Origin of the sequence: Agrobacterium sp. OT33, from assembly GCF_017313365.1 — a bacterium.
In the GTDB taxonomy this organism is placed as follows: Bacteria; Pseudomonadota; Alphaproteobacteria; order Rhizobiales; family Rhizobiaceae; genus Agrobacterium; species Agrobacterium rhizogenes_A.
The window spans coordinates 128,971-151,752 of the sequence record NZ_JAFLMZ010000006.1 but is presented as its reverse complement, the minus strand read 5'-3'; the positions used below and the strand labels follow the sequence as shown (position 1 = coordinate 151,752).

At 61.0% G+C, this 22,782-nt stretch carries 19 protein-coding genes; 17 read left to right on the top strand and 2 right to left on the bottom strand.

Translation table 11 applies throughout. The features are described 5' to 3' along the window. Position 1: 1 nt before the first annotated feature. The 7 genes from JZX88_RS15700 to JZX88_RS15670 all read left to right on the top strand — a co-directional run bounded on the left by JZX88_RS15700 (position 2) and on the right by JZX88_RS15670 (position 7,136). Positions 2-1,468: an aldehyde dehydrogenase gene (locus tag JZX88_RS15700; RefSeq protein ID WP_206914100.1), complete on the top strand. Its 1,467-nt coding sequence runs from the start codon at positions 2-4 to the stop codon at positions 1,466-1,468. Between the two features lie 4 nt (positions 1,469-1,472). After that, the gene (locus JZX88_RS15695; protein ID WP_206914099.1) at positions 1,473-1,787 is read left to right on the top strand and encodes an NIPSNAP family protein; all 315 of its coding nucleotides are present in this window, start codon (positions 1,473-1,475) and stop codon (positions 1,785-1,787) included. A gap of 57 nt (positions 1,788-1,844) precedes the next feature. Continuing rightward, positions 1,845-2,855 carry an ABC transporter substrate-binding protein gene (locus JZX88_RS15690; RefSeq protein WP_206914098.1) on the top strand — a complete coding sequence of 337 codons (1,011 nt, stop codon included), beginning with the start codon at positions 1,845-1,847 and terminating at the stop codon, positions 2,853-2,855. 107 nt (positions 2,856-2,962) lie between these two features. Then, entirely contained in the window at positions 2,963-3,790 is an 828-nt protein-coding gene (locus tag JZX88_RS15685) for an ABC transporter permease (protein WP_246753495.1), read from the top strand. 1 nt (position 3,791) lies between these two features. Further along, complete coding sequence (locus JZX88_RS15680) at positions 3,792-4,592, top strand: ABC transporter permease (protein ID WP_174034618.1); 801 nt, start codon at positions 3,792-3,794, stop codon at positions 4,590-4,592. Next, entirely contained in the window at positions 4,589-5,671 is a 1,083-nt protein-coding gene (locus tag JZX88_RS15675; RefSeq protein ID WP_110758142.1) for an ABC transporter ATP-binding protein, read from the top strand. Before JZX88_RS15680 ends, JZX88_RS15675 begins: the two co-directional genes overlap by 4 nt. Before the next feature lie 10 nt (positions 5,672-5,681). After that, the gene (locus tag JZX88_RS15670; protein WP_206914096.1) at positions 5,682-7,136 is read left to right on the top strand and encodes an NAD-dependent succinate-semialdehyde dehydrogenase; all 1,455 of its coding nucleotides are present in this window, start codon (positions 5,682-5,684) and stop codon (positions 7,134-7,136) included. Between the two features lie 17 nt (positions 7,137-7,153). On the opposite strand, the gene JZX88_RS15665 is transcribed toward JZX88_RS15670, so the two are convergent. Continuing rightward, positions 7,154-7,768 carry a TetR/AcrR family transcriptional regulator gene (locus JZX88_RS15665; RefSeq protein WP_206914095.1) on the bottom strand — a complete coding sequence of 205 codons (615 nt, stop codon included), beginning with the start codon at positions 7,766-7,768 and terminating at the stop codon, positions 7,154-7,156. 300 nt (positions 7,769-8,068) lie between these two features. Between JZX88_RS15665 and JZX88_RS15660 the strand changes: the two genes are divergently transcribed. The 4 genes from JZX88_RS15660 (at position 8,069) to JZX88_RS15645 (ending at position 14,252) form a co-directional block, all read left to right on the top strand. Beyond that, the gene (locus JZX88_RS15660) at positions 8,069-9,145 is read left to right on the top strand and encodes an efflux RND transporter periplasmic adaptor subunit (RefSeq protein WP_065117452.1); all 1,077 of its coding nucleotides are present in this window, start codon (positions 8,069-8,071) and stop codon (positions 9,143-9,145) included. Next, positions 9,145-10,230 (top strand): efflux RND transporter periplasmic adaptor subunit, encoded by a 1,086-nt coding sequence (locus tag JZX88_RS15655; protein WP_142856345.1) that lies wholly within the window; start codon positions 9,145-9,147, stop codon positions 10,228-10,230. Before JZX88_RS15660 ends, JZX88_RS15655 begins: the two co-directional genes overlap by 1 nt. Further along, positions 10,227-13,298: an efflux RND transporter permease subunit gene (locus tag JZX88_RS15650; protein WP_142856343.1), complete on the top strand. Its 3,072-nt coding sequence runs from the start codon at positions 10,227-10,229 to the stop codon at positions 13,296-13,298. Before JZX88_RS15655 ends, JZX88_RS15650 begins: the two co-directional genes overlap by 4 nt. Positions 13,299-13,535: 237 nt before the next feature. After that, entirely contained in the window at positions 13,536-14,252 is a 717-nt protein-coding gene (locus JZX88_RS15645; protein WP_065117345.1) for a FadR/GntR family transcriptional regulator, read from the top strand. On the opposite strand, the gene JZX88_RS15640 is transcribed toward JZX88_RS15645, so the two are convergent. Beyond that, positions 14,221-15,648, bottom strand: coding sequence for an aspartate ammonia-lyase (locus JZX88_RS15640; protein WP_309578293.1), 1,428 nt, complete (start codon positions 15,646-15,648; stop codon positions 14,221-14,223). The two genes, JZX88_RS15645 and JZX88_RS15640, sit on opposite strands and share 32 nt — an antisense overlap. Positions 15,649-15,919: 271 nt before the next feature. Between JZX88_RS15640 and JZX88_RS15635 the strand changes: the two genes are divergently transcribed. The 6 genes from JZX88_RS15635 to kdpB all read left to right on the top strand — a co-directional run bounded on the left by JZX88_RS15635 (position 15,920) and on the right by kdpB (position 22,774). After that, positions 15,920-17,377 (top strand): amino acid permease, encoded by a 1,458-nt coding sequence (locus JZX88_RS15635; protein WP_065117347.1) that lies wholly within the window; start codon positions 15,920-15,922, stop codon positions 17,375-17,377. Next, a complete protein-coding gene (locus tag JZX88_RS15630) occupies positions 17,374-18,327 on the top strand; it encodes an asparaginase (protein ID WP_206914094.1) in 954 nt (317 codons plus the stop codon). Before JZX88_RS15635 ends, JZX88_RS15630 begins: the two co-directional genes overlap by 4 nt. Before the next feature lie 317 nt (positions 18,328-18,644). After that, the gene (gene kdpF, locus JZX88_RS15625; protein ID WP_206914093.1) at positions 18,645-18,734 is read left to right on the top strand and encodes a K(+)-transporting ATPase subunit F; all 90 of its coding nucleotides are present in this window, start codon (positions 18,645-18,647) and stop codon (positions 18,732-18,734) included. A gap of 33 nt (positions 18,735-18,767) precedes the next feature. Next, on the top strand, positions 18,768-20,471 hold the full coding sequence (kdpA, locus tag JZX88_RS15620) for a potassium-transporting ATPase subunit KdpA (RefSeq protein ID WP_206914092.1): 1,704 nt from the start codon (positions 18,768-18,770) through the stop codon (positions 20,469-20,471). Positions 20,472-20,480: 9 nt separating this feature from the next. After that, entirely contained in the window at positions 20,481-20,645 is a 165-nt protein-coding gene (locus JZX88_RS15615; protein ID WP_188356034.1) for a hypothetical protein, read from the top strand. A gap of 44 nt (positions 20,646-20,689) precedes the next feature. Next, complete coding sequence (gene kdpB / locus JZX88_RS15610) at positions 20,690-22,774, top strand: potassium-transporting ATPase subunit KdpB (protein ID WP_206914091.1); 2,085 nt, start codon at positions 20,690-20,692, stop codon at positions 22,772-22,774. Positions 22,775-22,782: the final 8 nt, after the last annotated feature.

Genomic DNA, 22,782 nt, shown 5'->3' with positions numbered 1-22,782 from the left:
GATGCGCCGTTTTCAGTGCTATATCGACGGACGTTTCGAGGATGGCGAGGCGAGCTTTTCAAGCCTTGATCCGGCAACCGGCACGGCATGGGCCGAAATGCCGGAAAGCCGGCAGGCGGATATCGGCCGCGCGGTCGAGGCCGCGCACCGGGCGCTTTATGAGGATGCGGCTTGGTCAAAGCTGACGGCGACGCAGCGTGGCAAGCTGCTTTACCGGCTGGCCGATCTGGTTGCGGAAAATGCAAAGACGCTGGCCGAGCTCGAAACCCGCGATACCGGCAAGATCATCCGCGAAACCTCCGCCCAGATTGCCTATGTCGCGGATTATTACCGCTATTATGCCGGGCTCGCCGACAAGATCGAGGGCGCTTATCTGCCGATCGACAAGCCGGATATGGATGTCTGGCTGCGGCGCGAGCCGGTTGGCGTGGTAGCAGCCATTGTGCCGTGGAACAGCCAGCTGTTTCTCGCCGCCGTCAAGATCGGCCCGGCGCTTGCCGCCGGCTGCACGGTCGTTGTCAAGGCGTCGGAAGATGGGCCGGCGCCGCTGTTGGAATTTGCCCGGCTGGTGCATGAGGCCGGTTTTCCCGCCGGCGTCGTCAATGTCGTCACCGGTTTCGGCGCGTCCTGCGGCACTGCGCTTACCACGCACCCGAAGGTCGCCCATATCGCCTTTACCGGCGGGCCGGAAACGGCACGTCATATCGTGCGCAATTCGGCTGAAAACCTTGCCTCGACATCGCTGGAACTCGGCGGCAAATCGCCGATCCTTGTTTTCGCCGATGCCGATCTTGAGAGCGCCGCCAATGCGCAGGTGGCGGGCATTTTTGCCGCGACCGGCCAGAGCTGTGTCGCCGGCTCGCGCCTGATTATCGAAAGAAGCGTCAAGGACCGTTTCCTCCAGATTCTGGCGGCGAAGGCTGAGGCGATCCGCATCGGTTCACCGCTGGAAATGGCGACGGAAGTGGGGCCATTGGCGACGGAGCGTCAGCGCAAGCACATCGTCTCACTGGTTTCCGCTTCCGTGGATGCCGGTGCGAAAGTGGTTACCGGTGGTGAGCCTCTGGATGGTGACGGCTATTTCTATCGGCCGACCATTCTTGATTGCGATGGCATCCGTTCGCCGTCCATGGAAAAGGAATTTTTCGGTCCCGTTCTTTCGGCCGTTTCCTTTGAGACCGAGGCCGAAGCCATCGCGCTCGCCAATGATACCGTCTACGGCCTCGCCTCCGGCGTTTTCACGCAGAACCTGACACGCGCCCATCGGCTGATGAAGGCGATCCGTGCCGGCATCGTCTGGGTGAACACCTATCGCGCGGTCTCACCGATCGCGCCTTTCGGTGGCTTTGGCCTGTCGGGTGATGGACGTGAAGGCGGGCTTGCGGCGGCGCTTGATTACACGCGTACCAAGACCATATGGCTGCGTACCTCCGACGACCCGATCCCCGATCCTTTCGTGATGCGGTGAGCCGATGTTTTACGAGATTCGCACCTACAGGCTGAAGAACGGCGCCATCCCGGCCTATCTCAAGGTCGTGGAGGAAGAGGGTATCGAAATCCAGAAAAGCCACCTTGGCGAACTGGTGGGTTACTTCTTTTCCGAGATCGGCCCGATCAACGAAATTGTCCATATCTGGGCTTTTGTGAGCCTTGATGACCGGGAGGAGCGGCGCGCAAAGCTGATGTCCGATCCGCGCTGGTTATCGTTTCTGCCGAAAATTCGCGACCTGATCGAAGTCGCCGAAAACAAGATCATGAAGCCGGCGCGTTTTTCTCCGCTCGTGTGAAAGCCGCCGGCCGCGACGTGCATGCCAACGACAAGCTCTAAAACGGAGTAAGGGAACATGAGATCGAAACTGGTATTGACGACATGCGCAGCACTTTTCGCCCTTGGCGCATCTGCCGAGGCGAATGATCTGGTTTTTTCCAGCTGGGGAGGAACCACACAGGACGCCCAGAAGGCGGCCTGGGCCGATAAATTCATGGTATCGAGCGGCATCAATGTGGTGCAGGACGGCCCGACCGACTACGGCAAGCTGAAGGCCATGGTTGAGGCCAACGGCGTGACCTGGGATGTGGTCGATGTCGAAGGTGACTATGCCGCGCAGGCCGGACCGAAAGGCCTGCTGGAGAAACTCGACTTTTCCGTCATCGACAAGGCGAAGCTCGATCCGCGTTTCGTGACGGACTATTCCGTCGGCAGCTTTTATTACTCCTTCGTCATCGGCTGCAATGTCGATGCCGTGGCTGCCTGCCCCAAGAGCTGGGCGGACCTGTTCGATACGGCAAAGTTTCCCGGCAAGCGCACTTTCTACAAGTGGTCTGCTCCGGGCGTGATCGAAGCCGCCCTTCTTGCCGATGGTGTGACCGCCGACAAGCTCTATCCGCTCGATCTCGACCGTGCTTTCAAGAAGCTCGATACGATCAAATCCGATATCATCTGGTGGTCGGGTGGCGCGCAGTCGCAACAGCTGATCGCATCGGCGGAAGCGCCCTTCGGCAGCGTCTGGAACGGCCGCATGACGGCGCTTGAGAAGAGCGGCGTGAAGGTGGAGACCTCCTGGGAACAGAACATCACCGCAGCGGATTCCCTCGTCGTGCCCAAGGGAACGAAGAACAGGGACGCGGCGATGAAGTTCATCGCACTCGCCACCTCCGCGCAGGCGCAGGCGGATATGGCGACGGCGACGGGTTACGCCCCTGTTAATATCGAATCCGCCAAGCTGATGGATCCGGAAACGGCAAAAACCCTGCCGGACCAGCAGACCGCAAGCCAGGTCGATGCCGATATGAGCTACTGGGCACAGCACCGCGATGAAATCGGCGAACGTTGGTACGCCTGGCAGGCGAAATAAGATAACGGCGCGGGCAGTGAAGCGCCCGCGCGATTTTCCAAGTCCGGGGAGGTTTGGACATGGTCTCGCTAACCGATGAAACAGTCAGCACGAAGGCGAGGGCGCGAATGCCCTTCCGGCCCGGCAATTTTGCCGCCACCCTGCCGGCGCTGGTTCTGCTTGTCCTGTTCTTCGTCGTTCCGGTTCTGATCCTGCTGTCGCGCAGCATTACCGAGCCTGTCTTCGGCCTTGGCAACTATGCGGCACTGCTGGGCAGCTCCACCTATCTGAAGATATTCTTCAACACCTTCGTGGTGTCGGCGCTGGTAACGGCGGTGTCGCTGGTGATCGGCTTTCCCGTCGCCTGGGCGCTTGCCATCATGCCGGCGCGGCTTGCCTCCATCGTTTTCGCTATCCTGCTGCTCTCGATGTGGACCAATCTTCTGGCGCGCACCTATGCCTGGATGGTGCTGTTGCAGCGCACGGGTGTGGTGAACAAGACGCTGATGAGCCTCGGCATCATCGATCAGCCTCTGCCGCTGGTCAACAATCTCACCGGGGTTACCATCGGCATGACCTATATCATGCTGCCCTTCATCATCATTCCGCTCTACGGTGTCATCCGCAAGATCGACCCGGCCATTCTGCAGGCGGCGTCGCTGTGTGGGGCAACCCGTTTGCAGGCGTTGATCCGCATTCTCATTCCACTCGCCGCACCCGGCATGATCTCCGGCGCGCTGATGGTCTTCGTCATGTCGCTCGGTTATTTCGTCACCCCGGCGCTGCTCGGCGGCACGGCAAACATGATGCTGGCCGAACTCATCGCGCAATTCGTCCAGTCGCTCGTCAACTGGGGCATGGGCGGGGCCGCTGCACTGGTGCTTCTGGTGGTGACGCTCACTCTCTACGCCGTGCAGCTCAAATTCTTCGGCGCGGCCGGGGCAAGGGGGCGCTGACATGCTCTTGAATTATAACAGCCTCGGCCTCTGGAAATGGCTGCTGCTCCTCATCACCGTGCTGACCTCGGCATTTCTGATCCTCCCGATCATCTTTATCGCCGCTTTGTCCTTCGGTTCGTCACAATGGCTGATTTTTCCGCCGCCCGGCTGGACGCTGAAATGGTATGCGGATTTCTTCGCTGACCCGAGATGGCTGGATGCCGCCTGGACGAGCCTGCGCATCGCGCTGATGGTAACCGTGCTGTCCGTGCTCATCGGTCTTGTCGCCTCCTTCGGGCTGGTGCGCGGCCGTTTCATCGGGCGCGGCACTCTGCGGGCGCTGTTCATGACACCGATGATCCTGCCCGTCGTGGTGCTGGCGGTGGCGCTTTACGCCTTTTTCCTGAAGTTCGGTCTTGCAGGCACCACGACCGGTTTCGTCATCGCCCATCTCGTCGTGGCGCTGCCCTTCTCCATTCTGGCGCTGACCGGTGCGCTGGAAGGTTTCGACAAGTCGATCGAGGATGCGGCGGTGCTATGCGGTGCAAGCCCGTTACAGGCGAAAATCCGCATCACGCTTCCGGCCATCAGCCACGGCCTGTTTTCGGCGGCGATCTTTTCCTTCCTCACCTCCTGGGATGAGGTGGTGCTGGCGATCTTCATGGCAAGCCCGACATTGCAGACGCTGCCGGTGAAAATCTGGGCGACGTTGCGTCAGGATCTGACGCCTGTCATCGCCGCCGCCTCAACGCTTCTCATCGCGGTGACCATCATTCTCATGCTGCTTGTCGCAGCTGTGCGAAAAGGACTGAAAACATGACCAAACCGCTCCTGCAAATTCGCGGCATCCGCAAACAATATGGGCCGGTCGTCGCCGTTCAGGACGTCAATCTCGACGTGCAGCCGGGCGAGTTCATGACATTTCTCGGGCCGTCCGGCTCGGGCAAGAGCACGACGCTTTATATTCTCGCCGGCTTCGAGCAGCCGACCGCGGGGGACATCCTGTTGAACGGCGAGAGCCTGTTGTCCACCCCGTCGCACAAGCGCAATATCGGCATGGTCTTCCAGCGCTACACGCTGTTTCCGCATCTGTCGGTCGGGGAGAACATCGCCTTTCCGCTGAAGGTCCGCCGCAAGGGCAAGGCGGAAATCGATGCCAAGGTGAAGGAAATGCTGCGGCTTGTCCGCCTCGAGGGTTTCGAGGACAGGAAGCCCGCGGAGATGTCCGGTGGCCAGCAGCAGCGCGTGGCGCTGGCGCGCGCGCTTGCCTATGATCCGCCGGTACTTCTGATGGATGAGCCGCTGTCGGCACTCGACAAGAAGCTGCGCGAAGAAATCCAGTTCGAAATTCGCCGCATCCACCAGCAGACGGAAGTGACGATCCTTTATGTCACCCACGATCAGGAAGAGGCCTTGCGTCTTTCCGACCGGATCGCCGTGTTTTCGAAAGGGGTGATCGACCAGATCGGCACGGGGCCGGAGCTTTATGCCCATCCCACTACCCGCTTCGTGGCCGAATTCATCGGCGATAGCGATTTTATCGCCTGTGATCTCCTCGCCGCATCGGGTGGCAAGGCAACGGTTTCACTGGGCCGGGATATCGTCTTCGATCATATTCCGATGCATGGCGAGGCCGCGCCGGGCAAGAAAGCGGCGTTGATGCTGCGCCCCGAGCGCCTGCAGCTCAGCCGTAACCGGTCGGCCGCCGCAACCGGCTTTCAGGCCACCGTCAGCGACATCACCTTCCTCGGCAACAACGTTCACGTGGTTGCCCATACCGGCTCGGGTGAACCGCTCGCGGTCCGTCTGCCCTTCGGCCACGAAGCGATTTCCGGTCTTAGCCGTGGCGATCTCGTGCATCTCGCCTTCGATCCGGCGTCGGCTCAGGTTTTCTGTTGAGGGATTTGCCATGCATCTGAATGATCCCACACTTCTAGGTGAAAAAGTGCCCGTGGCTGGCCGATGGATCGGCTGCGATGGTCGCGAAACGGCGACGATCCGCAACCCCGCGACGGGGGAGATCGTCGGACAGGTTCCCGAACTCGGCGCAGCGGAAACGCAGGAGGCTATCGCTGCTGCCGTGATTGCCCAGCGGGCATGGGCGCGCCGCACCGCCGGTGAGCGTGCGACTATTCTCAAGACGTGGCACCGGCTCGTCATGGAAAACCGCGACGATCTCGGCGTGATCCTGACGTTGGAACAGGGAAAGCCGCTCACTGAGGCCAAAGGCGAAATCGCCTATGGCGCAAGCTTCATCGAATGGTTTGCCGAAGAGGCGCGCCGCATCAATGGCGAGACGATGCCCGGCCATCAGCCGGATAAGCGCATTCTGGTTCTGCGCCAGCCGGTCGGCGTGGTTGCGGCCATCACGCCGTGGAATTTTCCCAATGCCATGATTACCCGTAAAGTCGGCCCGGCGCTGGCCGCCGGCTGCGCGGTGGTGTTGAAGCCTGCGCCGCAGACGCCGTTTTCGGCCATAGCACTTGCCATTCTCGCCGAGCGTGCCGGCCTGCCGCTTGAACTTTTCAGCATCGTGACCGGTCCCGCTGCTGAAATAGGCGGCGTGCTGACGGCAAGCCCGGATATTCGCCTTCTGACCTTCACAGGCTCGACCCGGACGGGAGAACACCTTTACAGACAATGCGCGCCGACCATCAAGAAACTGGGGCTGGAGCTTGGCGGCAATGCGCCTTTCATCGTTTTCGACGATGCCGATCTCGATGCCGCCGTGGAAGGCGCTATCCTTGCGAAGTTCCGCAACAATGGCCAGACCTGCGTCTGCGCCAACCGTCTTTATGTGCAGGGCGGCGTGTATGACGCCTTCGCTGAAAAATTCGCACGCGCCGTCTTAAAGTTGAAAGTCGGCAACGGACTGGAGGAGGCAAGCGTTCTCGGTCCGCTTATCGATGGCAACGCCGTCGCCAAGGTGGAAGCGCATATTGCCGATGCGCTTTCGAAAGGCGCCGAGATCGCCACAGGGGGCAGAAGACACGCGCTGGGCGGCAATTTTTTCGAGCCGACGATCCTGCGCAATGTCGATGCCGGCATGCAGGTGGCGCGTGAGGAAACCTTCGGGCCGCTTGCCCCGCTTTTCCGTTTCGAGGATGAAGCGGATGTGATCGCGCAGGCCAACAATACCGATTTCGGCCTCGCCTCCTATTTTTATGCGCGTGATCTTTCCCGTGTCTTCCGGGTTGCCGAAGCGCTGGAATACGGCATGGTTGGCGTCAATACGGGGGCGATTTCCACGGCCGAAGCGCCATTCGGCGGGGTCAAGATGTCGGGGCTCGGGCGGGAAGGGTCTCGCCACGGTATCGAGGAATATACCGAACTCAAATATGTCTGCATTGGTGGCATCAGCTGAAAGCAGGATGCCGCCGGTTACGCCAGCAGCCCGCGCATGAGCAGGTCGAGATGAACCTTCAGAACGGCCTGCTTGTCCAGACTGCGCCGATCATCGAAAATCAGCCGGAACACCAATGTTCCGACCACGGGTGACATGACGACCTTGGCGAGTTCGGGCGGATTGGCCCTGAACCTTTTTTTCGCCACGCCCTCATTGAGGATCGCGTTGATGTGTCCCAGCACCGGCGCCATCAGAACGTCATGATGCTGATCGATGAGATCAGGAAACTTCGCGCCCTCCGCAACGACGAAGCGGAACAGTTCCCGCATCCGCCTGTCATCGACAAGGGTTTCGAACAGGAATTCGAGCAGCAGGCGAAGCTCCTCGACGGGATCGTCGGAGGTACGGGCATAGGCTTTGAAAGCCTCCTGAAACGGCCTGCCGACATGCTCGATCATCGCGGCAAACAGGGCTTCCTTGGTTTCGAAATAGACATAGACCGTCCCCTTCGTCACCCCGACCCGGTCGGCAATGTCCTCGACCCGCGTCGCCGTAAATCCCCTTTTGGTGAATTCCTCAAATGCGGCATCGAGAATTTGCAACGGACGTTGTATCTTCTGTTCTGCACGTGTCAGTTTTGTTTTTGTCATGACCCCGGCTCCTTACGTATTTTCGGCGCGTGCCCTTCTATCCGTCGTGAGCGGCGGACGTCATTGATGGCCTGCCTATCGCACCGGCACAAAAACCGGAATCGATTTTTGCAGGTGGTGCGTGGTTCAGTCTGTCAGCCCATTCCCGGTGTCTCCCACGAATGACCGGGACAAATCTACAACGGTCATCCGGGAGCCCGGCGTGATGCCCGGACGGTTCCCGGATCGGCGGCACAAGAATTTCATTGACTATTCAGTCAGTCAAATATTATAGGATTGGGCGAAGATCAAGAGGTCACCATGAAAACCATTCTTATCGCGCTGGCGGTTGGCGGTGTTTTTGCCCTGTCGTCCTGCAGCAATGAAGAGCCGCCGGCCGAAAAACCGTTGCGGACAGTTGATGTGGTCACGGCGGTGAAAAAGCCGGTTGATCGTGGCAGCGTCATCACCGGGGAAGTGAGGGCACGGGTCCAGACGGACCTGTCCTTCCGGGTCAGCGGCAAGATCACCGAGCGGCTGGTAGATGTAGGTGCGCGGGTGAAAACCGGACAATTGCTCGCCCGCATCGACCCCGAAGAGCAGAAGGCCGACATCGATGTCGCCGTGGCCAACCTGCAATCCGCCGAAGCGCAGCAGACGCAGGCGCAACTGACGTTCGACCGCCAGCAGAGCCTGTTCAAAACACAGGTCACTTCGCGTTCAGCGGTCGACAAGGCCCAGGAAACCCTGCTCACCACGCAGGGCGCGGTGAGATCGGCGCAGGCGCAGCTCGACACCGCACGTGACGCGCTGTCCTACACCGAACTCAGAGCCGATGCGGACGGTGTGATTACGGCGCGCAACGTCGAAGTCGGCCAGGTGGCGCAGGCCGCACAGCTCGTTTTCACGCTGGCACATGATGGGCCGCGCGATGCGGTTTTCGATGTCTATGAATCGCTGTTCCTCGAGCGCGATATCGACAATCTCGTCAATGTCAGCCTGCTGTCGGATCCGTCCCGCACGGTTGCGGCGCCGGTGCGGGAGATTTCCCCGACGATCGATCCGGACAATGGGACGATCCGGGTCAAGGTTGGCCTCAACGGCGATCTGACCATGCCACTCGGCGCGCCGGTCTCCGGCCATTTCCGCTTCAAACAGGTCGATGCCATCGAGCTTCCATGGTCGGCGATGGCCTCGCAGAACGGTCGTCCCGCAGTCTGGCTGGTTGATCCGCAGTCCTCGGAGGTCGCCATGCATCGGGTCGAGGTTGCCGATTATGAGACCGGCCAGTTCGTTGTCGCGGGGGGGCTCAACCCCGGCGATATCGTCGTCACCGGCGGGACCAAATTTCTCCGGACCGGTGAAAAGGTCGCCTATGAAAAGGGGCAGGCACAATAATGTTCAGGATCAACAGAAGCTTGTTTTTGCTCATTGCGGCAATCGCAGTCTCTTCCTGCCAGGAAAAGCAGGAAGCCGCCGCGGAGGCACCGCGCCCGGTGCTCTCCGTTGTGGTGGAGGAGAAGTCGGCGGATGCGCTGCGCCTCACCGGCACGGTGGAATCGCGCATCCAGACCGACCTTGGTTTTCGCGTTCTCGGCCGGATCATCGCCCGCAATGTCGACGTGGCCGATCTGGTCAAGAAAGGCGACGTGGTCGCGTCGATCGATCCGCTGGCGCTGGAACTTTCGGTGAAAAGCGCCCAGTCCGATCTTTCCAATGCTGAGGCGCAGCTCGCCAATGCGGTCACGACCGAACAGCGCCAGCGTGTGCTGGCCGAGGCCCGCAGCGGCACGGAAGCGGCACTGGAAGAGGCCGAGCAGGCCACGCGTACCGCCAATGCCTCTGTCGCCAAGGCCCGCGCCAATCTGGACAAGGCCGAGGAGCAGCTGGGTTATGCGCAGTTGCGTGCGGAATTTGATGGCGTGGTGACTGCCACATCAGGTGAAATCGGTCAGGTCGTTTCCGCCGGGCAGACGGTGGTGACCATCGCCCGGCCGGAAGTGCGCGACGTTGTGGTGGATGTTCCGCAATTTGCGGCGCAGCGGCTGGAAATCGGCTCGACCTTCGAGATTGCCCTGCAGCTCGATCCGAAAATCCGCACCACCGGTGTGGTGCGCGAAATCGCCCCGGAAGCTGAAACGGCGACGCGAACGCGCCGCACGAAAATCAGCCTGCAGGATGCGCCGCCGGCATTCCGGCTGGGGTCCGTCGTCACGGCTCTGGCCCTTGCGGCATCCGAACCGCAGATCACGCTTCCCGCATCGGCCCTGCTGAAGACAGATAATGGATGGGGCGTCTGGATCGTCAATGCCGATGCGGCAACGGTGACCTACCGCCCGGTCACGATAGAGGGCGAGCCGGTCGAAGGCGGCAGCGTGCGTATCACCGGCGGCGTCAAGCCCGGCGAGCGTGTCGCCAGCGCCGGCGTTCACAAGCTTAAAGATGGGCAAGCCATCAGGATCGATCAGGAGGTCCGTCAGTGAAGAAGTTCAATCTTTCCGACTGGGCGCTCGAACACCGTTCGCTCGTCTGGTACTTCATGCTGGTCTTCGTTCTCGCCGGCGTTTTCTCCTATCTCAACCTCGGACGTGAGGAAGATCCGAATTTCACCATCAAGACGATGGTGATCAGTGCGCAGTGGCCCGGTGCTTCGGCGGAGGAAGTGGCCCGGCAGGTGACCGACAGGATCGAGAAGAAGCTCGAGGAACTCGACAATCTCGATCATCTGCGCAGCCAGACGGTGGCCGGCCGCACGACGATCTTCGTGGAACTGGTGCCAGAAACCAAGGCGCGCAACGTCGAACCCACCTGGGTGCGGGTGCGCAACATGATCGGCGATATCAAGGGCGATTTCCCCTCCGGCGTCGTCGGCCCCTTCTTCAACGACCGCTTCGGCGATGTCTATGGCAATATCTACGCCTTCACCAGCGACGGTCTCAGCCAGCGGCAATTGCGCGATCTGGTGGAGGATGCCCGTGCGAAGGTTCTGACCGTTGAGAATATCGGCAAGGTCGATGTCATCGGTGCGCAGGACGAGGCGATCTATCTGGAATTTTCCACGCGGCAGATCGCGGCACTCGGCATCGACCAGCAGTCGATCATCAAGACGCTGCAATCCCAGAATGCCGTCACGCAGTCCGGTTTCGTCAATGCTGGACCTGAACGCGTCGCGTTGCGTGTCAGCGGCCAGTTTACCTCGGAAGACAGCCTGAGGTCCATCAATCTGCGCGTCAACAACAGGTTCTTCCCGCTGACGGAAGTGGCGACGATCAGGCGCGGTTATGTCGATCCGCCATCCTCGCTGTTCCGTTTTAACGGCCAGCCGGCCATCGGCCTTGCAATTGGCATGAAAACGGGTGCGAACCTCCTGCATTTCGGCGAGGCGCTGGATGCGCAGATGAAGCGCGTGGTGGCGGACCTGCCTGTTGGCGTCGATGTGCACCGCGTGTCCGATCAGCCGGCCGTGGTCGATGAGGCCGTTTCCGGCTTCACCTCGGCCCTGTTCGAGGCGATCGCCATCGTTCTCGTCATCAGCTTCATCAGCCTTGGCCTCAGGGCCGGCATGGTGGTTGCCGTCTCCATTCCGCTCGTGCTGGCGATCACCTTCGTTTACATGGAATACAGCGGCATTTCGCTGCAACGTATTTCGCTCGGCGCTCTCATCATCGCGCTCGGCCTTCTCGTCGACGATGCGATGATCGCGGTCGAGATGATGGTCGCGCGGCTTGAGGTGGGAGACGATCTCAGAAAGGCGGCGACCTATGTTTATACCTCGACCGCCTTCCCGATGCTGACGGGTACGCTGGTCACGGTCGCCGGTTTCATTCCCGTCGGCCTCAACAACAGCGCGGCGGGTGAATTCACCTTCACGCTGTTCGTGGTGATTGCGGTTTCGCTGATCGTGTCGTGGATCGTCGCGGTCCTGTTCACGCCGCTGCTGGGCGTGACGATTTTGCCGAAAACGATGAAGTCCCACCACGAAAAGAAGGGCCGCTTCGCCTCCGCCTTTTCCTGGCTTCTTGGCCGGGCACTGCGCTGGCGCTGGGTGACGATCCTCCTTACCATCGCACTGTTCGGTCTTTCCGTCGGCGGCATGAGCCTCGTGCAGCAGCAGTTCTTCCCGTCATCCGACCGCGTGGAGCTGATTGTCGACTGGAATCTGCCGCAGAACAGCTCGATTGCTGAAACCAACCGGCAGATGGCGCAGTTCGAGCAGGAGATGCTGGCCAAGAATACGGATATCGATCACTGGACGACCTATGTCGGCGAAGGCGCGCCACGTTTCATCCTGTCCTTCGACGTGCAGACGCCTGACGTCACCTTCGGCCAGACGGTGATCGTCACCAAGGGGCTGGACGTGCGTGACAAGGTGCGCGCCGAACTGCAGGATTACCTGAACCGGACATTCCCCGGCACTGACGCCTTCGTGAAATTGCTCGATATCGGCCCGCCGGTCGGAAAACCGGTGCAATATCGCCTGAGCGGTCCGGACATCCAGAAGGTCCGCGAACTCGGACAGCAATTGTCGGGCATCGTCGGCGAACACCGGCTGCTGTCCAACATGGTCATGGACTGGAACGAGCCGACGCGTGTGGTCAAGGTCGATGTCCTGCAGGACAAGGCCCGCCAGCTTGGCGTCTCGTCGGAAGATATCGCCAATGCGATGAACAGCATTGTCGAGGGCTCGACCGTCACCCAGGTCAGGGACGATATCTATCTCGTCAATGTGGTGGCGCGGGCGCAGATGTCCGAGCGTGGCTCCATCGAGACGTTGCAGAACCTGCAATTGCCGGCGACGAACGGCAAGGCCGTACCTCTCTCGGCCATCGCCAATTTCCGCTACGAGCTGGAGCAGCCGACCATCTGGCGTCGTGACAGGATACCGACGATCACCGTCAAGGCCGCCATTATCGGCCCGACGCAGCCGGCGACGATCGTCGAGCAGCTGAAGCCGAAGATCGAGGCATTCCAGAAAACGCTTCCCGTCGGCTACAAGCTGGAGACGGGCGGTTCGGTGGAATCCAGCGCGGATTCGCAAGCGCCGATCATTGCCGTGGTGCCGCTGATGCTGTTTGCGATGGCGACGATCCTGATGATCCAGCTGCAAAGCTTCAGCCGGTTGTTCCTGGTCTTCGCCGTGGCGCCCACGGCCCTGATCGGCGTCGTGGTGGCGCTGCTCTTCTCCAATGCGCCCATGGGCTTCGTCGCCATTCTGGGTGTGCTGGCCCTGATCGGCATCCTGATCCGCAACTCGGTCATCCTTGTCGTGCAGATCGAGCATCTGAGGAGCGAAGGGGTTTCGGCATGGCACGCCGTCATCGAGGCGACCGAGCACCGCATGCGGCCGATCATGCTGACGGCGGCGGCGGCCACACTTGCCCTTATCCCCATCTCGCGGGAGATATTCTGGGGGCCGATGGCCTATGCGATGATGGGCGGTATCGTGATTGGCACGGCCCTTACGCTGCTTTTCCTGCCGGCACTTTATGTCGCGTGGTTCCGTATTCCGCGTGAGGATGACGAGCCGAAAGGACAGGACGCAACGGCCTGATGTCGAAGCGGGGTGAGGGCGTGGCGTCCTCACTCCCATAAAAATGGCCGTCGTCGTTGTTCCGGCGGGCTGGATAATGTTAGGAAGGTCGGCTTAGCCGCGAGAGCGGCGGCCGTCCTTTCGTTTCTGGACGGCCGCATGGTCTGGCGTATCGAATCCGCATGTCGCGCCCTGTAATATCTTTCAGGATTTTGCGCCGATACTGCTGGTCATACTGGGGTGCAGGAGGGTTGAAAGATGGGCGGGTTGTCGGATTGGCTTGCGGAGGCGCAGCCGATCAATCGCAAGAATGCCGCAGAAGCGGTGTTTGAGGATATACGCTCCGCCATTACTTCCGGGCAGCTTGCGGTCGGCACCCGGCTGCCTTCCGAAGCCCATCTGGCGGCACGATATGGCGTCAGCAGGCCGATCATTCGCGAGGCGTTGCGATCACTCCAGACTTTGGGGCTGACACAGACCCGCACCGGAAGCGGCACCTATGTGATGACGCCGACGCCGCCTTCCGAACTGAATTACGGCGCTTATTCCGCCCGAGATCTTATCGAGGCGCGGCCCTTCATCGAGGTGCCGGCGGCCGGGTGGGCGGCGCTCAGGCGCACCGATGCGCAACTGGAGATATTGCTGCACCTCTGTGACCGGATGGAAGCCGAAGAGAGGCCGCATCCCTGGGTGCTGCTGGACGGGCAGTTCCACTGCGCCATCGCGGAGGCTTCGGCCAATGGCCTGTTTGCCAAGGTGGTCGCCGATGCCCGCGAGGCTGTGTCCCAGCAATCCGAGATGGTCAATCTGATGGCGGGCCGCCGCGTTGCGTCGAATTACGAGCACCGCCGGATCGTCGAAGCGATCCGGCGGGGTTCGGCACCCGAGGCGCGCGAGGCGATGGAGCTTCACCTTGGGCAGGTGAAGCAGGTGGTGACAACGATCATTGGAGAAGATCGGGCTCGTCAACCGTAAGCGCCGGCAGGTTGGCGAGATGCCGCGGGCTGAGCGCCTGCTGCAATTGCGCATCCGTCAGATATCCGCGTTCCAGAACCACCTGCGGCACGGTGCGGCCGCTGGCAAGCGCCTCCTTGGCCACTTCCGTCGCCGCATAATAACCGATCAGCGGGTTGAGCGCCGTGGCGAGGCCGATCGATTCCTCCACACGCTGTGCCATGATCGCCGGATTGGCCACGATGCCGTCAACGCAGCGTTCCGCCAGTGTGCGGCAGGCGGCGCTGAGCTGGCTGATGCTCTGGGAAAGGGCACGCACGATGATCGGTTCAAAGGCGTTCAGCTGCAGCTGCCCGGCCTCGGCGGCCATGGTGATGGTGATATCGTTGCCGATGACCGCATAGGCGACCTGATTGACGACTTCGGGAATGACCGGGTTGATCTTGCCCGGCATGATGCTGGAACCTGCCTGAACCGACGGCAGAGTGATTTCGCCGATACCGGCGCGCGGACCGGAGGAGAGCAGGCGAAGATCGTTGCAGGTTTTCGACAGCTTGACGGCCACGCGCTTCAGCACGCCGGAGAGGTGCACGAATGCGCCGGGGTCCTGCGTCGCTTCAATAAGGTCTGCCGCCGTCACCAGCGGCCGGCCTGTCAGCGCTGCCAGATGCTGGCAGGCGAGCGCCGCATAACCACGCGGCGCATTAAGGCCGGTGCCGATGGCGGTGGCGCCGAGATTGATCTCGTGCAGCAGGGCCGCGGATTCGATCAGGCGGGCCTGGTCTTCACCGAGCATCACCACGAAGGTGCGGAATTCCTGGCCGAGCGTCATCGGCACGGCGTCCTGCAATTGCGTGCGCCCGATCTTGATGAAACCGGCAAATTCCTGCGCCTTGCGGTCGAAAGCGTCCTTCAGCACGCCCATGGAAGCCGCCAGATCGTCGATTGATTCAATCAGACCGACATTGACCGCCGTCGGATAGGCGTCGTTGGTCGACTGGCTGAGATTGACGTGGTCGTTGGGGTGAAGACGGGCATAATCGCCTTTTTCGTGGCCAAGCAGTTCGAGCGCACGGTTGGCAATGACCTCATTGGCATTCATGTTGGTGGAGGTGCCGGCTCCGCCCTGGATTTCATCCACCACGAATTGCTCGTGCAGCGCGCCGGCGCGGATTTCGCGGCAGGCTTCGGCAATGGCTTCCATTCGTTCGGTGTCCAGCAGGCCTAATTCGTGATTTGCGCGCGCCGCCGCCTCCTTCACATAGGCCAGTCCCCGGACGAGATAGGGGTTATGGCCGATCGCCACGCCGGTGATCTGAAAGTTCTCCACCGCGCGTGCCGTGTGCACGCCCCAATAGACATCAGCCGGAATTTCCTTCGTCCCGAGCAAATCCTGCTCCCTGCGCGTCACGCTCACTTTTTCCTCCACTGGCTTCAAGCGTTGCTATATCTGTAAAGCTGTCTTACAGATTTTTTGACCTTAGTCCTTGGTGGAGAGAAGGTCAATAATCATCACATCCCCTTGACGAGCGGCATTATCTGCCATTATGAGGGTCGAAAATCTGTCATGCAGCTTTACAGCGTGCATGAGCATGCTGGCCATATTTCCAGCACGGACTGTGCCAGTTTCATTTTGATTTCCGGCTTATCGCCGACTGCAAAGCACTTTATCGGGAGGATAAATATCCATGCATTCTGGGAAAACGGCATCCGCCGAACGTGAGGTCTTCGTCGAAGAAGAGCTCGGTTACCACAAGGCCCTCAAGCCGCGTCAGATTCAGATGATCGCCATTGGCGGCGCCATCGGCACCGGCCTGTTCCTTGGCGCCGGCGGCCGGCTGGCGCAGGCGGGTCCGGCGCTGGTCTTCGTTTATGCGCTGTGCGGCTTCTTCGCGTTTCTGGTCCTGCGCGCGCTTGGCGAGCTTATCATGCACCGTCCGAGCTCCGGTTCCTTCGTGTCCTATGCCCGTGAGTTCTACGGCGAGAAAATGGCCTTTGCCGCCGGCTGGATGTATTGGCTGAACTGGGCGATGACGTCGGTGGCGGATGTGACCGCCGTTGCGCTCTACATGAATTTCTTCAAGCAATATGTTCCGTGGCTGGCGGGCATCGACCAATGGGTCTTCGCCATGACGGCGCTTCTGGTCGTGCTGGCGATGAACATGCTGTCGGTGAAGGTCTTTGGCGAGCTTGAATTCTGGTTCAGCCTGATCAAGGTTCTGGCACTTGCCATTTTCCTCGTCGTCGGCGTTTATTTCGTCATCTTCGGCACGCCCATCGAGGGCCATGTCACCGGCTTCAGCCTCATTACCGATAATGGCGGCTTTTTCCCGAACGGCATTCTGCCGGCCTTCGTCATCATTCAGGGTGTCGTCTTCGCTTATGCCTCAATCGAGCTGATCGGCACGGCGGCGGGCGAAACCGAAGACCCGCGCAAGGTCATGCCACGCGCCATCCGCGCCGTGGTTCTGCGCCTCGTGGTGTTTTACGTCGGCTCGGTGCTGCTGTTCACGCTGCTTCTGCCCTATACCGCCTACAAGGCCGGTGAGAGCCCCTTCGTCACCTTCTTCGGTTCCATTGGCGTAGAGGGTGCTGACGTGATCATGAACCTCGTCGTTCTGACCGCCGTGCTGTCCTCGCTTAATGCCGGCCTTTATTCCACCGGCCGCATCCTGCATTCCATGGCGGTTTCCGGCTCGGCTCCGGCGGCGCTGGCAAAGATGAACAAGGCGGGCGTGCCCTATGGCGGCATTGCGGTCACCGCCGTCGTCACCGTTCTGGGCGTGGCCTTGAACGCCGTCGTGCCCGCTTCCGCCTTCGAGATCGCCCTCAACCTTTCGGCGCTTGGTATCATCTGCGCATGGGCCGTCATCGTGCTCTGCCAGCTGAAGCTTTGGCAGCTTTCGCAGCGCGGTGAGCTGGCGCGTCCGGATTTCCGCATGTTCGGCGCGCCCTATACCGGTATCCTCACGCTCATCTTCCTGTTCGGCGTGCTGGTGCTGATGGCGTTTGATTATCCTGTCGGTTCCTGGACCATCGCTTCGCTGCTGATCATCATCCCGGCGCTGGTCATCGGCTGGTATCTGCTGCGTGACCGCATCTATCGTCTGGCCGCCGAGCGGGCGGGCGCGGGAGCATCGCATTGAGCGGGGAGGGGAATGCTCCACTGGTGGCGGTCATCGCCACCGGTGGCACCATCGCCAGCCGGCGCGGCGCCGATGGCGCCAGCACACCCAGCCTTTCCGGCGAGGACCTGCTGGCGCTGGTTCCGCAGGTCAGCGCCCGGCTGAAGCCGGTCGATCTGATGGCCAAGGATTCGTCCAGCCTGACCTTGGCCGACATGCAGCGCATCAGCGATGCGGTAGGCGTGGAACTCAATGACGCCGCGGTGGCGGGCGTCGTTGTTCTGCACGGAACCGACGCGATGGAAGAATCCTCGCTGCTCGTCAATCTGCAGCACGCGCTCACCAAGCCGGTGGTCTTCACCGGTGCTCAATTCACCGCAGACCACAAGGATGCAGACGGCCCCGCCAATCTGGCGCAGGCCATAGAAACCGCGCTCGATCCGCAGAACGTCGCAAAGGGCGTGCTTCTTTCTTTCGGCGGTCGCTGTCTGTCGGCCTGGGGGCTTTACAAGCTGAGCGCGGACGCGGCGGACGCCTTTCGCTCGGCGCGACCACTGGTTCAGGCCTCAGCGCCGAGCCTTGTCGCTCCCGTCGCCGACATCAGGGTTGATATCGTCGCCATCCATCCCGGCTGTGACGCGACCCACATCGATGCCAGCCTGCAGGCGGGCGCGAAAGGTATCGTTCTTGCGGCGCTTGGTTCCGGCAACGCCAATCCGCATATTGCCGAGGCGGTGAAACGCTGCGCCAAGCGCGGCGTCCCCGTCGTCGTTTCCAGCCGTGTGCCGGAAGGCCGTCTCGTTGCAAGTTATGGCGGCGGCGGCGGCGGACATGACCTTGTCGCGGCCGGCGCCGTGCATTCCTCCACGCTTCGCCCGGGGCAGGCCCGCATTCTGCTGGCGGCGTTGCTGGCAGATAACAGCTCGGCGGAAACCATCGTTTCCGCTTTCGGCGAGCCGCTCTCGCACTAAGAGACGGTGACGATGCCCGCGTCTGCGGGCATCGAAATTCCTATAGGATTCCTATTTTATTCCCTCTGCGGCCGTCTCGAACCTTTATGCGGTTCGGGTGCATTCTTCTGTTCGGGAAGGGATGGTGTTCCCTTCCTGAGCCAGAAAGAATGAAAAGCGACGTCCCACATGGCGGCGCTTTTCTTCCTGTCCGGCTCCTCGTGGAAAAAAGGAGTCCCATCATGATGGACCTTGTTCTGATCGGCGCAGCGACGGTGTTTTTCGCTCTCTGCTTTGCCTATACGCGCGCCTGTGACCGGCTTTAGACGGAGGCTGCGATGATATTCGACTATGTCCTCAGCGGTGCCGCCACCGTCTTTATCGCCGCCTATCTCACCTATGCTCTCATTCGCCCCGAACGCTTCTGATCGGGAAGCGGCGGCTATTGAAAGTCCAATACAATGACCCTCAATGGATGGTTTCAGATTCTGCTGTTTTGCGGGATCATTTTTGCGCTGGTGAAGCCGCTCGGCTTCTATATGGCGCGTGTCTTTAGTGGTGAACGCACCCTGCTTTCGCCGGTTCTTGTACCCGTCGAGCGCGGTCTTTATGCCCTTGCAGGAACAAGCGAGCGCGAGGAACAGCACTGGACGACCTATGCGTTCTCCATGCTGCTCTTCAACCTCCTCGGTTTTGTCCTGCTTTACGCGCTGATGCGTTTTCAGGCCGTGCTGCCTTATAATCCTCAGGCGATGCCGGCCGTCGGGCCGGAACTGTCGTTCAACACGGCGGTCAGCTTTGTCACCAATACCAACTGGCAGAATTATGGCGGCGAAAGCACCATGTCTTATCTGACCCAGATGGCTGGTTTGACCGTCCAGAATTTTGTTTCCGGCGCCACGGGCATGGCAATTGCCATCGGCCTCATCCGCGCCTTTTCGCGCGCTTCGGGCAAGGCCATCGGCAATTTCTGGGTGGATATGATCCGTGCGACACTCTACGTGCTTTTGCCCCTCTGCATCGTACTGACCCTTGTCTATGTGTGGCTCGGCGTGCCGCAGACGCTCGGTGCCTATGTCACGGCACAAACGCTCGAAGGTGCGCAGCAGACGATTGCGGTCGGCCCGGTGGCATCGCAGCTGGCGATCAAGATGCTCGGCACCAATGGCGGCGGTTTCTTCAACGCCAATTCCGCGCATCCGTTTGAAAACCCCGATGCCTTTTCCAACATGATCCAGATGGTTTCGATCTTTGCGATCGGTGCGGCCTTCACCAATGTCTTCGGGCGCATGGTGGGCAACCAGCGCCAGGGCTGGGCGATCCTTTCGGCCATGGGCGTTCTGTTCATCGCCGGCGTCGCCGTCACCTATTGGGCGGAAGCGGCCGGAAATCCGCTGATGCACGGCTTTGGTCTTGCGGGCGGCAATATGGAAGGCAAGGAGGTCCGCTTCGGTGTGGCGCTTTCGTCGCTGTTTGCGGTCATCACCACAGCCGCGTCCTGCGGCGCGGTCAACGCCATGCATGGCAGTTTCACGGCGCTTGGCGGTCTCGTCCCACTCATCAACATGCAGTTGGGTGAAGTGATCGTCGGCGGTGTCGGCGCGGGTTTCTACGGTATTCTGCTGTTCATCATCATCGCCATCTTCGTGGCGGGTCTGATGGTTGGCCGCACGCCGGAATATCTCGGCAAGAAGATCGAGGCCAAGGAAATGAAGATGGCGATTCTGGCCATTCTCTGCCTGCCGTTCGCCATGCTGGCTTTCACCGCCACGGCCACGGTCCTGCCATCGGCGGTGGCGTCGATCGGCACGGCGGGACCGCACGGTTTCTCCGAAATCCTCTATGCCTATACTTCGGCAGCCGCCAATAACGGCTCGGCTTTCGGCGGTCTCACCGGCAATACCGTCTGGTACAACATCACCCTTGGTTTCGGCATGCTGATGGGGCGTTTTCTGGTGATCATTCCGGCACTGGCCATTGCCGGTTCGCTGGTCACCAAGAAGACCGTTCCGGCATCGGCCGGCACCTTCCCGACCGATGGTCCGCTGTTTGTCGGCCTGCTTGTCGGCACTATCCTGATTGTCGGTGGCCTCACCTTCCTGCCGGCGCTGGCGCTTGGCCCGGTTGCGGAACACCTGGTGATGGCAGCGGGCCAGGTCTTTTGAGGTGGCACGATGACCAATGAAACCCCTCGATACCGACGCAACCTTCCTGTCCGCACTGGCGCTCCCGTCAAAAGGAGCGCCGGTCCCGGCGGCTGGTGCGCGTCCAATCTCATTCTTGCGATGATGGCGGCCCTGTTCGCCGCCGTCGTCGCTCTCGAAGTTCTCACGGGCTGATCGACCCTTATCGGTCGCCCTGTTTCAAACGCTGGAGCCTCTTCATGAGCCAGTCCAAACAAGCGAGCATCCTCGATTCTCGCATTCTCGTGCCGGCCATTGTCGCCGCATTCAAAAAGCTCAATCCGCGCACGCTTGCCCGCAACCCGGTCATGTTCGTCGTGGCGACGGTCTCGGTGCTGACGACCGTGCTGTTCATCCGCGATCTGATCATCGGCAGCGGTAATCTCGGCTTTTCCTTCCAGATCAACCTCTGGCTCTGGTTCACCGTGCTGTTTGCCAATTTCGCCGAAGCCGTTGCCGAAGGGCGCGGCAAGGCGCAGGCGGATTCGCTGCGCCGGACCCGCACCGAAACCCAGGCGAAACTGCTGACCGGCGATGACCGCAGCCAGTACAAGATGGTAGCGGGCACCAGCCTGAAGGTGAATGATATCGTGCTGGTGGAAGCCGGCGATATCATCCCCTCGGATGGCGAAGTCGTCGAAGGTGTGGCCTCCGTCAACGAGGCGGCAATTACTGGCGAATCCGCCCCTGTTATCCGCGAATCCGGCGGCGACCGCTCGGCTGTCACCGGCGGCACGCAGGTTTTGTCGGACTGGATAAGGGTGCGCATCACCGCTGCTGCCGGCTCCACCTTCCTCGACCGGATGATTTCGCTGGTTGAAGGTGCCGAGCGCCAGAAGACGCCGAACGAGATCGCGCTCAACATCCTGCTTGCGGGCATGACACTGATCTTCGTTCTGGCCACCGCGACGATTCCAAGTTTCGCCACCTACGCCGGCGGCTCCATCCCGATCATCGTGCTGGTGGCGCTGTTTGTGACGCTCATCCCGACAACCATCGGCGCTCTTCTGTCCGCCATCGGCATTGCCGGCATGGACAGGCTGGTGCGCTTCAACGTGCTTGCCATGTCCGGCCGCGCCGTCGAAGCGGCAGGTGACGTCGATACGCTGCTGCTGGACAAGACCGGTACGATTACGCTCGGCAACCGGCAGGCGACCGAGTTTCGGCCTATCGCCGGCGTTTCCGAGCAGGAACTTGCCGATGCCGCACAGCTCGCCTCGCTTGCCGATGAGACGCCGGAAGGCCGCTCCATCGTCGTTCTCGCCAAGGAAAAATACGGCATCCGTGCGCGCGACATGCAGAAGCTGCATGCCACCTTCGTGCCCTTCACCGCCCAGACCCGCATGAGCGGCGTCGATTTTGAGGGCGCCTCCATTCGCAAGGGTGCGGTCGATGCCGTGCTGTCTTATGTCGATGGCGGCGTTGCGCAACAGGGCAATGCGGCGTTGGCCGTCAAAACCGAAACCGATGCCACGCGTGGAATCCGTGCCATCGCGGAAGAGATCGCCAAGGCTGGCGGCACGCCGCTTGCCGTGGTGCGGGACGGAAAACTGCTCGGCGTCGTGCAGCTGAAGGATATCGTCAAGGGCGGCATTCGCGAGCGTTTCGCCGAGCTTCGCCGCATGGGCATCCGCACCGTCATGATCACCGGCGACAATCCGATGACGGCGGCTGCCATTGCGGCGGAAGCAGGCGTCGATGATTTCCTTGCCCAGGCGACACCGGAAAATAAGCTGGAGCTGATCCGCGAGGAGCAGGCCAAGGGCAAGCTCGTCGCCATGTGCGGTGACGGCACCAACGACGCCCCGGCGCTGGCGCAGGCCGATGTCGGCGTCGCCATGAATACCGGCACGGTGGCGGCGCGCGAGGCGGGCAATATGGTCGATCTCGACAGCGACCCGACCAAGCTCATCGAGATCGTCGAAATCGGCAAACAATTGCTGATGACGCGCGGCGCACTGACGACATTCTCCATTGCCAACGATATCGCCAAATATTTCGCCATCATCCCGGCGATGTTCGTGGTGCTCTATCCGCAGCTTGGCGTCCTGAACGTCATGGGGCTTTCGACGCCGCAGAGCGCGATCCTTTCCGCCATCATCTTCAACGCGCTGATCATCATCGCGCTCATCCCGCTGTCGCTGAAAGGCGTCAAATATCGCCCGATCGGCGCCGGTGCGCTGCTGTCGCGCAATCTGGTCATTTATGGCCTCGGCGGCATCATCGTTCCCTTTATCGGCATCAAGGCCATCGACCTCGCCATTACGGCGCTCGGTCTTGCCTGAGGAGTAAA

Bases quoted from the DNA above. Each gene is read 5' to 3' on its own strand.
- JZX88_RS15635 (WP_065117347.1), top strand. From the start codon at position 15,920: ATGCATTCTGGGAAAACGGCATCCGCCGAACGTGAGGTCTTCGTCGAA.
- kdpA (WP_206914092.1), top strand. From the start codon at position 18,768: ATGACCCTCAATGGATGGTTTCAGATTCTGCTGTTTTGCGGGATCATT.
- kdpB (WP_206914091.1), top strand. From the start codon at position 20,690: ATGAGCCAGTCCAAACAAGCGAGCATCCTCGATTCTCGCATTCTCGTG.
- JZX88_RS15660 (WP_065117452.1), top strand. From the start codon at position 8,069: ATGAAAACCATTCTTATCGCGCTGGCGGTTGGCGGTGTTTTTGCCCTG.
- JZX88_RS15670 (WP_206914096.1), top strand. From the start codon at position 5,682: ATGCATCTGAATGATCCCACACTTCTAGGTGAAAAAGTGCCCGTGGCT.
- JZX88_RS15645 (WP_065117345.1), top strand. From the start codon at position 13,536: ATGGGCGGGTTGTCGGATTGGCTTGCGGAGGCGCAGCCGATCAATCGC.
- kdpF (WP_206914093.1), top strand. From the start codon at position 18,645: ATGATATTCGACTATGTCCTCAGCGGTGCCGCCACCGTCTTTATCGCC.
- JZX88_RS15685 (WP_246753495.1), top strand. From the start codon at position 2,963: ATGCCCTTCCGGCCCGGCAATTTTGCCGCCACCCTGCCGGCGCTGGTT.
- JZX88_RS15690 (WP_206914098.1), top strand. From the start codon at position 1,845: ATGAGATCGAAACTGGTATTGACGACATGCGCAGCACTTTTCGCCCTT.
- JZX88_RS15615 (WP_188356034.1), top strand. From the start codon at position 20,481: ATGACCAATGAAACCCCTCGATACCGACGCAACCTTCCTGTCCGCACT.
- JZX88_RS15700 (WP_206914100.1), top strand. From the start codon at position 2: ATGCGCCGTTTTCAGTGCTATATCGACGGACGTTTCGAGGATGGCGAG.
- JZX88_RS15665 (WP_206914095.1), bottom strand. From the start codon at position 7,768: ATGACAAAAACAAAACTGACACGTGCAGAACAGAAGATACAACGTCCG.
- JZX88_RS15655 (WP_142856345.1), top strand. From the start codon at position 9,145: ATGTTCAGGATCAACAGAAGCTTGTTTTTGCTCATTGCGGCAATCGCA.
- JZX88_RS15675 (WP_110758142.1), top strand. From the start codon at position 4,589: ATGACCAAACCGCTCCTGCAAATTCGCGGCATCCGCAAACAATATGGG.
- JZX88_RS15680 (WP_174034618.1), top strand. From the start codon at position 3,792: ATGCTCTTGAATTATAACAGCCTCGGCCTCTGGAAATGGCTGCTGCTC.
- JZX88_RS15695 (WP_206914099.1), top strand. From the start codon at position 1,473: ATGTTTTACGAGATTCGCACCTACAGGCTGAAGAACGGCGCCATCCCG.